Annotated in this window: 7 protein-coding genes and 1 pseudogene; 3 read left to right on the forward strand and 5 right to left on the reverse strand. The window is 33.1% G+C overall.

All coding sequences use genetic code 11. The annotated features are described in order from the left end of the window. The 5 genes from NE054_RS05460 to NE054_RS05480 form a co-directional block, all read right to left on the reverse strand. Positions 1-157 (reverse strand): MqnA/MqnD/SBP family protein (locus tag NE054_RS05460; protein WP_345780600.1); only part of this gene is annotated, 157 nt, incomplete at its 3' end. Further along, positions 154-1185, reverse strand: a complete 1032-nt coding sequence (locus tag NE054_RS05465) for a sulfite exporter TauE/SafE family protein (RefSeq protein WP_297889547.1) — start codon at positions 1183-1185, stop codon at positions 154-156. The genes NE054_RS05460 and NE054_RS05465, both read right to left, overlap by 4 nt. Then, positions 1185-2432, reverse strand: a complete 1248-nt coding sequence (gene trpB, locus NE054_RS05470) for a tryptophan synthase subunit beta (RefSeq protein ID WP_297889550.1) — start codon at positions 2430-2432, stop codon at positions 1185-1187. Before trpB ends, NE054_RS05465 begins: the two co-directional genes overlap by 1 nt. 9 nt (positions 2433-2441) lie before the next feature. Next, positions 2442-4775 (reverse strand): PBP1A family penicillin-binding protein, encoded by a 2334-nt coding sequence (locus tag NE054_RS05475; RefSeq protein WP_297889553.1) that lies wholly within the window; start codon positions 4773-4775, stop codon positions 2442-2444. A 45-nt stretch (positions 4776-4820) separates the two neighbouring features. Further along, positions 4821-5336 carry a Uma2 family endonuclease gene (locus NE054_RS05480; protein WP_297889555.1) on the reverse strand — a complete coding sequence of 172 codons (516 nt, stop codon included), beginning with the start codon at positions 5334-5336 and terminating at the stop codon, positions 4821-4823. A 104-nt stretch (positions 5337-5440) separates the two neighbouring features. Here NE054_RS05480 and lepA point away from each other — a divergent pair, with 104 nt between their 5' ends. From lepA to NE054_RS05495, 3 genes and pseudogenes are all read left to right on the forward strand, one after another. After that, on the forward strand, positions 5441-7216 hold the full coding sequence (gene lepA, locus NE054_RS05485; RefSeq protein ID WP_297889560.1) for a translation elongation factor 4: 1776 nt from the start codon (positions 5441-5443) through the stop codon (positions 7214-7216). Next, the gene (locus NE054_RS05490) at positions 7216-8169 is read left to right on the forward strand and encodes a biotin--[acetyl-CoA-carboxylase] ligase (protein WP_297889557.1); all 954 of its coding nucleotides are present in this window, start codon (positions 7216-7218) and stop codon (positions 8167-8169) included. Before lepA ends, NE054_RS05490 begins: the two co-directional genes overlap by 1 nt. A 74-nt stretch (positions 8170-8243) precedes the next feature. Next, a pseudogene (locus NE054_RS05495) lies at positions 8244-10181 on the forward strand (DUF505 domain-containing protein). Positions 10182-10185 lie beyond the last annotated feature (4 nt).

The raw sequence follows: 10185 nt of genomic DNA on the forward strand, positions 1-10185 counted from the left end.
CTAAATACTCAGCTAAAGAAATTATACCAACATCAATCTCTTTGTTTCTTAAAAGCTCATTTATCTGAGATGGGTATCCTTTTACTATCTGTATATCTTTTATTTTAGAAATACCAAACGGTAAAGTGTTTAGGTAGTCAATCCAACCGACCTTCATTTACTTTTCCTTAGAATACTTTCAACTAAAAATGTCTTCAACCTTAAAGTTATTACACTTACTATAAATCCTAAAATTAGACTTGATAAAACCGCAAAAATAGAGTAGATTAAAGGATTTTCTAGTAAAAGTTTTGCTAAATAGTTAGTTGGAGATATGTGAAAGACTTCCTTTTCTTTCGTGCCAATAAGTTGCTGGAAACTGTAGAATGCCACCGTTAACATTAACAAAGATAAGATAAATTTTATATAAAATCTGTTTATTTTTTGTCCTATAATAGCTCCGAAAACTGCACCAAAAGATGAACCTAATATCAAGATTAATACAAGAACAATATCAACTCCGTGATTTATATACGAATGGAAAAATGCAAGGAAAGAAGCTACGAATACCATCTGAAAAATACTTATTGCAACTGCACTTACAGCTTCATAGCCTGCTAAGTACATCAAAGCTGGAGTGATTAGATTCCCTCCTCCTATTCCCATAATTGATGCTAAAAATCCGGATAAAAACCCTATGAAAGCCGGAAGTAAAATAGAAATCTCTCCTGTTTTAAAAGTTGTTTTGAAAGGTAATCTTTTAATAAAATTTGGAATTTCATGGGTATTTTTGTTTTTGTTTTTTAAACTCTCTACAAACATAAACATTCCCAATAGAAATAAATAAACAGCATAGACTCCAAGTATAAACCTTTTAACATCTCCTGTACTTTTTAAATGGTTAATTAGAAATATTCCTAACAACCCACCAAAAAAACTAAAACCAACAATGTAAAGACCTATCTTAACATCTACTACCTTAGATTTTAAATAAGTTAAAAATCCGGATAAAGAGGCGCCCGCAATCTGACTAATTGAAGAACCAACTACCACAACGGAAGGAACGTTCATATGTATTAAAACTGGATTAAGGATTATTCCTCCACCTATTCCAAGCATTCCGGATAAAACACCTACAACAACCCCTAATATAAAAAGATGTATTACATTAACATCAACATTCGCAATAGGAAGAATTATATCCATTATATTCCGTACTTCTCCTTTAAGTTATTCAAAAGTCTTTCGTACAGTTCTTTGTCTGTATCAAGGAGATTTTTTACAGACTGAACATCCTTATCTCCTCTTCCTGAAAGATTGATAACAACACTTTGATGTTTATCCATACTTTTTGCTATCTCAACAGCTTTTATAACAGCATGAGAGCTTTCCAAAGCTGGTATTATACCTTCCGTTCTTGAAAGAAGTAAAAACCCTTCTAAAGCTTCTTCATCTGTTGCTGTTATGTACTGGGCTCTACTGATTTCTTTTAGATAAGCGTGTTCCGGACCAACTCCAGGATAGTCTAAACCAGCTGATATAGAGTGAGTTGATTCTATCTGACCCCACTGGTCCTGTAAAAAGTACGATTTCATACCATGTAGTACACCTATATCTCCTCCTGATATACTAGCGGCATGCATTCCTGTTTCTAAACCGTATCCTCCAGCTTCTACCCCTACAAGTTTTACCTCTTTATGTTCTATAAATGGATAAAAAATACCTATCGCGTTACTTCCACCACCTACACATGCCACTATCACATCAGGGTATCTTCCTTCTATCTCAAGTATCTGATTTTTAACTTCTTCTCCGATAACGGATTGAAAGTCTCTAACAATCATAGGAAAAGGATGGGGACCAAGTGCTGAGCCTATTATGTAGTGAGTTGTCCTTACGTTTGTTACCCAGTCTCTTAAAGCTTCGTTAACAGCATCTTTTAATGTCCTACTTCCGGATTTTACTATCTCAACGTTTGCTCCAAGTAGTTTCATTCTAAATACATTTAAAGCTTGCCTTTCTGCATCTTCTTCTCCCATGTATATAGTACATTCAAGACCAAATAGTGCTGCAGCAGTAGCTGTAGATACTCCGTGTTGTCCTGCTCCCGTCTCTGCTATGATTCTTTTTTTACCTATTCTCTTTGTAAGTAAAACTTGTCCAAGAGTGTTGTTAATCTTATGAGCACCAGTATGTAAGAGGTCTTCTCTTTTAAGGTATATCTTGGCTCCACCTACTACCTGTGTTAACCTTGATGCAAAATACAAAGGTGTTGGTCTTCCCGCATACTCTGTAAGGTAGTAAATAAGTTCCCTTTTAAAATCACCATCGTTTTTTATTTTTAAATATTGGTCTTCTAACTCTTGTAAAGCTGGTATTAGTGTCTCTGGTAGATATTTTCCACCGAACTGACCGTAATAACCTTTTTCATCTGGAAGTGTATACCTATTCATCTTTTCTCCTTATCGGTTTTTTAATATATCTAATATTTTATCTTTTTCATTTTCATTTGTAGATGGGTTTTCTTGAGGTTGAGGGTTTGTTTCTTCAGGTGATGGGTTTTCCTGTGGTTGAGGTGTAGATTCTTCCGGTTTAGCAAAAAGCTTAGAAAAATCAACTTGATTTCCGTCACAGTCTACAGTAGGATAAGTTCCTTCAACGAATAAAATGTATCTTCCTGGACAGTTTTCGTTTGAAACTTTGTTTGTGATTGGGTCTATTGGTATGTAAACGGTTCCTTCAACTTTTGGAAATTCTTTGTAAGTCCCACTTCTGTTTGCATAGGTCATAATGTCTATCCATAGAGGTAGTGCACCTTCTGCACCTGTTATTCCTTTTCCTATGGTTTTTCTTTTATCGTACCCTACCCATACAACCGTTGTAAGGTCTGGGTCAAATCCGGCAAACCATGCATCGGAGTAATCGTTTGTTGTTCCGGTTTTTCCGGCTACAGGTACAGACATAGAAGATGCTTTTACAGCTGTTCCTTCAAGGACAACAGCCCTTAGTAAATCTACCATTACAGCTGACTCTGGTTTAGGTAAAACTTCTTCACATTTAGGTTCCTGCTGGTACAGTATATTACCTTCTTTATCCACCACTTTTCTTATAAAGTAAGGTTCACACCTTGTTCCATAGTTCCCAAATGTGGCAAATGCGTTGGCAAGTTCGATTGGAGTAAGCTCTATAGAGCCAAGTGCAAGTGAGTAGTATTTCGGTAATTTTTGCTTTATTCCAACTTTGTAAGCAACCGATAAAACGGGGTCAAAGTCTATTTGAGACAATAAATAAACTGTTGCAGCGTTTAAACTTTTAGCTAAAGCTTTTCTCAAAGTAACGGTTCCGTAATAATTTCCATCGTAGTTTTTAGGTACCCATTCTTTGTTTTGACTGTAATCCCAAAATGATATTGGTTTATCTTCCAAGTATGAAATCTGAGTGTAACCATTTAAAATGGCAGCCATGTATATAATAGGTTTTATTGCAGAGCCTGGCTGTCTTTTACTTTGGAAAACCCTGTTAAACTGTGACTTTCTAAACTCGTATCCACCTATTAATACTCTTATTCCTCCGGATTTGGAGTCAATAGATACAACAGCCGTTTCCAAGAATGGTAAAATTTTAAATGAGCCGTTTTCTAAATATTTTACATAAATGTAATCTCCAGATTTTAAGGCTCCAACATTTTTTACAAAAGCCTCTCCTTCTACTTGGTCAATACTGAATTTTATTTTTCCTCTGTTTATCTGGTTGACTTTTGCTACGTAAATGTAATTCTTTATCAATGTATCAGGAGAAACTTTCTGATTATCGTACCTTTCTTTTAGATAATCTAAATCTTCTTTTGAAAGTTTAGGAAAACCTACTCTATTTTGTAGCTCTTCAAGCCACTGTTGAACTCTTTTTTGTGCATATAGTTGTAATACTGTATCTATTGTTGTGTATATTTTGAGTCCTCCTTGACTTACTGCATCTTCTCCGTATCTATCAACGACCCACTGTCTTATCATCTCTGTAAAATAATCGTTAAAGTTATCAGACCTAACAATCCCTGCAAGTTTGATAGGTCTTTCTACACATCTTTGATAATCATCGTTTGATATATAACCTTCTTCCAGCATTCTCTGAAGAACAATCTGTTTTCTTTTTTCCGCTAAATCGGGATTTACATACGGATTGTATTTAGAAGGTGCCTTTGGAAGACCTGCTAAAACCGCTGCTTCACATAAGTCTACTTGAGATATACTTTTACCAAAATATGTTCTTGCTGCTGCTTCTACTCCATAGCTACCTTGACCCAAGTAAATCTGGTTTAGATACATTTCCAGTATTTTGTCTTTACTGTACACTTTATTTAGTCTAATAGCTAAAACAATCTCTTTTATTTTTCTTGATATACTTTTTTCTGGCGTTAGAAAGAGATTTTTTGCAAGCTGTTGAGATATAGTACTTCCACCTTCTGCCGCCCCCATTTTAATTATATTCTTAATAGCAGCCCTTAGTATGCCAAATACATCTATACCAGGATTAGAGTAAAAAGTTTTGTCTTCTGTTGCAATGAATGCTTTCTTTACATAATCCGGAATCTTTGAAATTGGAACGTAATACCTTTTTTGAACGTAAAGTTCATTGTAAATTTTGTCCTGGTAGTCTAATATAACGGATGCTTCCGGTGGTTTCCAATTTTCAAGTTGTCTAACATCCGGAAGGTCCCTTGTAATTATAAAAACATAAACACCAAAAAATAGAAAAAATACAGAAAAAACACCTAAAATTAACAACAGTACTCTATTCAAAAGATTACCTCTAAAAAAACTAAAAGTAAGAAATATTTTAACATTTTAACCAAAGATTTGATTGAAATTTAAAGAAAAGTTACAACCACAGATTACAAATTTATCGTCCTTTTTCTCCAAAAACTGTTTACCATCATGTTCGTAAATTTTAAAGATGTTTTCTTCTAAATCAAAAATTATGTAATATTTAACCTTATTCAGTTGATAAAGTTCAAACTTTAAACCTTCATCTATAATTTTTGTAGAAGGAGATAAAATTTCAACTATTAAATCCGGAACATCCGTTAACCTATCCGGAATTTCTCCACAAAACACCAACAAATCCGGCTTAACGACCGTATCAGAAGAGATGAACCAATCCAATTCCACAGCAACATTTACATTTTTGCAGTCTTTAAAAACATTTGTCAAAAAAGATGCAATTTTTACTAAAAAAATCTGATTTTTAGGCTTTGGAGAAGCTAAAGCATATGGTACACCCTCAACTAATTCCCAATCTCCTTCCCATTTTTTCCAATCTTCAACAGTGTATCTTACAGGATATTTTTCTGCCAAACTCATCTTAAAATTCCTCAAAATTGTTTTACAATAATTATAAGCTTAAAATGATAAAATATAAATTCTTAAATAATTTTACAAGAGGTGTGCTTACTTTGAGTGAAAGAATGGAAAAGATAAGAAACTTTTCTATAATAGCCCATGTTGACCATGGAAAATCAACATTGGCAGACAGATTGATAGAGTTTACCGGTGGACTTGAAAAAAGGGAGATGAAAGAGCAACTTCTTGACACTCTTGATATAGAAAGAGAAAGAGGAATCACTATAAAACTACAAGCTGTAAGATTAAAGTACAAAGATTACACTCTCCATTTGATAGACACACCAGGACACGTAGATTTTGGTTACGAAGTTTCTCGTTCATTAGCTGCATGTGAAGGGGCTTTACTTCTTATAGATGCAACCCAAGGAATAGAAGCTCAAACCATAGCCACATTTTGGCAGGCTTTAAACCTAAATCTTGAAATCATTCCGGTAATAAACAAAATAGACCTTCCTTCTGCAGATGTAGAAAGAATAAAAAGACAGATTGAAGAAGTTTTAGGACTTGACCCAGAAGGAGCTATATTGGCATCCGGAAAAGCCGGAATAGGAATAGAAGATATATTAGAAGCTATTGTAAAAAGAATTCCACCACCAAAAGGAGATGAAAACAAACCACTTAAAGCTTTAATATTTGACTCTTACTATGACCCATACAGAGGAGCAGTTGCGTTTGTAAGAGTTATAGACGGTCAGGTAAAACCCGGAATGAGAATAAAACTCATGTCAACAGGTAAAGAATTTGAAGTTACAGAAGTTGGAGCACAAACACCCAAAATGACAAAGTTAGAAATCCTTCAAGCAGGAGACGTTGGATACATTGCGGCAGCCATAAAAGACGTGAGAGATATAAGAGTCGGAGATACGATAACAGATGCAAAAAGACCTACAGATTCCCCTATAGAAGGTTTTAGACCAGCAAAACCTATGGTTTATGCAGGACTTTATCCAACCGGCTCAACAACCTTTGAAGATATGAGAGATGCACTAGAAAGATACTCTATAAACGATGCAGCTTTAACTTACGAAGTAGAGTCTTCTCCAGCCCTCGGAATGGGATTCAGATGTGGATTTTTAGGATTACTCCACCTTGAGATAGTTCAAGAAAGGTTAGAAAGAGAGTACGATATAGAACTTATAACCACAGCTCCAAACGTCATATACAAAGTAATCACAACAAAAGGAGAAGAAATAGAAGTAAGAAATCCATCCCAACTACCACCACCTAACTATATAGACAGAATTTTAGAGCCTTATATAGAAGCAAGTATAATCACTCCTTCTGAGTACGTTGGTGCTATAATGCAGTTGGTTCAAGAAAAAAGAGGAGTTCAAAAAAGTTTTGAATATATAGACCAAAAAACAGTCTTACTTAGATACGAAATACCACTTGGAGAAGTACTTTTTGACTTTCATGATAAACTAAAAACAGCAACAAAAGGATACGCTTCTTTTGATTATGAATTTATAGGATACAGAGAAGGAGACCTTGTTAAGATGGACATACTTATAAACGACGAGCCAGTTGATGCATTATCATTTATAGTTCATAGAGACAAAGCGTACAGAGTAGGTAGAAACTTGGTAGATAAAATGAAAGAAGTTATACCAAGACAGCTATTTGAGGTAAAAATCCAAGCAGCTATAGGTTCCAAAGTAATAGCTTCCGCTAGGATTGCACCACTCAGAAGAGATGTATTAGCAAAATGTTATGGTGGAGATATTACAAGAAAGAAAAAACTTCTTGAAAAACAAAAAGAAGGTAAAAAAAGAATGAAACAGTTTGGAAAAGTGGAGCTTCCACAAGAAGCATTTTTAAGTATACTAAAGGCAGACTGATGATAGACGAGATAAAACTTGTAGAAATTTTAAAAACTAAAAAAGTATCCGGAGAAGAACTTGCAAAAACATTTGGAACATCAAGAGTTGCAGTATGGAAAAAGATAAATAAGTTAAAATCTTACGGTTATCAAATACTTACCGACAATGAAGGCTATAAAATAACAAACTCTCCCGATAAACCTATACCCACAGAAATACTACCACATCTAAAAACAACCTTCGTAGGTAAAAATTACATTTACTTTGAAGATATTGATTCAACTAATAACTTTGCCAAAACAAAAGATTTTCCCGATGGAACAGTTATATTTGCAGAAAATCAAACTTCTGGAAAAGGAAGAAAAGGTAGAAAATGGATAAGTTCCAAATACAAAGGACTGTATTTTAGTATCATTTTAAAACCAAACATGGAAGTATCTCATCTATCAAAATTTTCCTTACTTTTTCCATTTAGTGTTTTTAAAACATTAAAGTCTTTCGTTAAATCCGATTTAAAAATCAAATGGCCTAATGACCTGTATCTAAACCATAAAAAGATAGCCGGATTTTTAATAGAAAGCTCCATAGAGAACAACATAATAGGTAGGATAATAGTTGGGATTGGTTTAAATGTAAATCAAGATGTAGAAGATTTTCCGGAAGATATAAACCAACTGGCTACATCTTTAAAAATAGAAGAAAAAAAGGATTTTTCAAGAAATTTTATTTTTATAAAAATACTTCAAAATATTGAAAAAGACTACACTAAATTTTTAAAAGAAAATTACTTAAATATAAAAGAAATTGAAGAAAATCTCCTTTGGCTTGGAGAAAATGTATCTATATATGAAGATAGAAATTTAGTTTTGTCCGGAATGCTAAAAGGTTTAAATGATGATGGAAGTCTTGTAATAAGTAAAGAAAATAGAAATTATGTTGTATATGTTGGAGATTTAAGCTTGAAATGTTAAAATGATTTGATAAAATTTATATAAGATTATATAATATTAAAAAACTAAAAAACTAAAATAGGAGGTATTAAAGAATGGTTATCAAAAAAGAACATGCATTAGCACTACTAAACACTCAAGCTCAAGAGAAAAAAGGGTTAGCTTGTCAAATAACTGTTAAAGCCGAAGAAGACCCTTATTTAGAATTGGAATTACAAAATTTATTAGAACAAGGTAAAAGTCCTATAGAATATGTTCTTACATATTGGGGAAGAAACCTAGTCTATATTTTAGAAGAGATGATTCAAAAAGGATTAATTCCTCACCCAATAGACTGGGATGAAAGATTTAGATGGATAGGTACAGAAGTTATAGCTATGATAGAGTCAGCTATTAAAAGTGGTGACTTAACTGGAGATGAAACATTTGAAATCTTAAAAGAAAGAGGTTTTGCATCAGAAGTACATGAAGAGAAAAAAGGATGGAAGAAAAAAATAAATGATTATGCGAAATTCATCTATGACATATATACAAATGCAAAACCAAGATTGGAAATATCTAAGGAGCTTGCTAAATACATAGTGGCTTTGCCACCAGGACCAGCAGAAACAAAAACACTTCCACAACACGGAAGATTTCCAATTTTACTTGAATCGATGAGACTGATATCTTTTTCTGTACCAAAATCCGATGTATACACATTATCAGGATTAGGTCAAGCAGTTCAAAAAACAGTTCAAAATATGGCATTATCTTTAGAAACTGTAATAAATGAAGATTATATGTATTCATTAATAAAAATATTAGATTCTGGAATAGAAAGTATTTCTCCAGAACAGTTAGAAGTTTTAGCTGAGCTTGCATTTATAGATGCAGGTGGAAACATACTACCAGCAGGGGAAAATCTTTTAGAGGTATATAAACTTTGGAGTGAAAAAGAATATAGACCAGTAAAAACTTTTGACCTTGAAACTTTAGACCAAGAATTATTAAAAGGAATAGAAATAGTATGGGAAAAGAATAAAAGTAATCCTGAGATAGTTCCAACTGCTGAAAAACTCATTCACTTCTTAATGGAAAAACCTTTGAAGGATTATAAACATCTTTTATCTTTCTATGGTAGAAAAATAAACCAAGCCATGGGATATCAAAAGAAAGAAGAACTTAAAAAGAAATGGTCAGAATTATACACAATTGAACATCTTTTTAAACACTTTTATGAAAAAGGAAATCAGTGGTATGAGAAACTTTATGACACAACTAAAGAATCCCTCTATACACTTGAAGCATTTAATCTTATATCATTAGAAATAGATGAAAAAACTAAAAAACCTGTTTATGTGTTAACGGAATATGGTAAAAAAGTTTTAGAAGATATTAAAGAAAAAGGTTCTAGAGATATTACAGCAACTGCTGTTAAAGCTATTACAATTACAAAAACCCAATTTGGTGCACCAAACTACCATTGGTACGAAGAAGCACAAAATCTTCATTTAGTAGGTGGTGGATATCCAACAAAATCTGGTCAATTATACGAAAATCTTGCTTACGATATAAAGAGATTACCTCATATAACTAGATTTGAATGAATGGTTTTACATAAGATTCCAGAATATGGATTATTTTTAAACGAATTATTCCAAATGTTTGATGAAACATTAAAAGAAGAAGTACAGTACGGTTTAAATAAACTTGAAGCAAGAGGCATTTTATATGTTCTTCCTAACGATGGTATAGTCCTCACAGAAGCAGGAAAATTATTAAAAGAAGCTTTAAGTGGTGTTCCTGAGGGAATAGCACATCCTCTTAACCCAATAATAGTTAGAATATTAATGGCTATAAAACATGTGGGTAACCTTTATGAGAAAGAACAAAAAGTTAGAATTTTACCTAAAAACTGGGAAGAGGCTATTAAAATATCCGGATTGGACCCAGAAACATTCAATAAAGAAGTTCATCTTGCAAGACTAGCAGGATATATAGGAAAAACGTCTATAACAGAATCTAATATTTTTATTAATGAATACATATAATCTT

The sequence above is a fragment of the Sulfurihydrogenibium sp. genome (genome assembly GCF_027448985.1).
Taxonomy (GTDB): Bacteria; Aquificota; Aquificia; order Aquificales; family Hydrogenothermaceae; genus Sulfurihydrogenibium.

What these genes read in the sequence shown, in the direction of transcription:
- NE054_RS05465 (WP_297889547.1), bottom strand. Translation starts at nt 1,185, where the DNA reads ATGGATATAATTCTTCCTATTGCGAATGTTGATGTTAATGTAATACAT.
- trpB (WP_297889550.1), bottom strand. Translation starts at nt 2,432, where the DNA reads ATGAATAGGTATACACTTCCAGATGAAAAAGGTTATTACGGTCAGTTC.
- NE054_RS05480 (WP_297889555.1), bottom strand. Translation starts at nt 5,336, where the DNA reads ATGAGTTTGGCAGAAAAATATCCTGTAAGATACACTGTTGAAGATTGG.
- lepA (WP_297889560.1), top strand. Translation starts at nt 5,441, where the DNA reads ATGGAAAAGATAAGAAACTTTTCTATAATAGCCCATGTTGACCATGGA.
- NE054_RS05490 (WP_297889557.1), top strand. Translation starts at nt 7,216, where the DNA reads ATGATAGACGAGATAAAACTTGTAGAAATTTTAAAAACTAAAAAAGTA.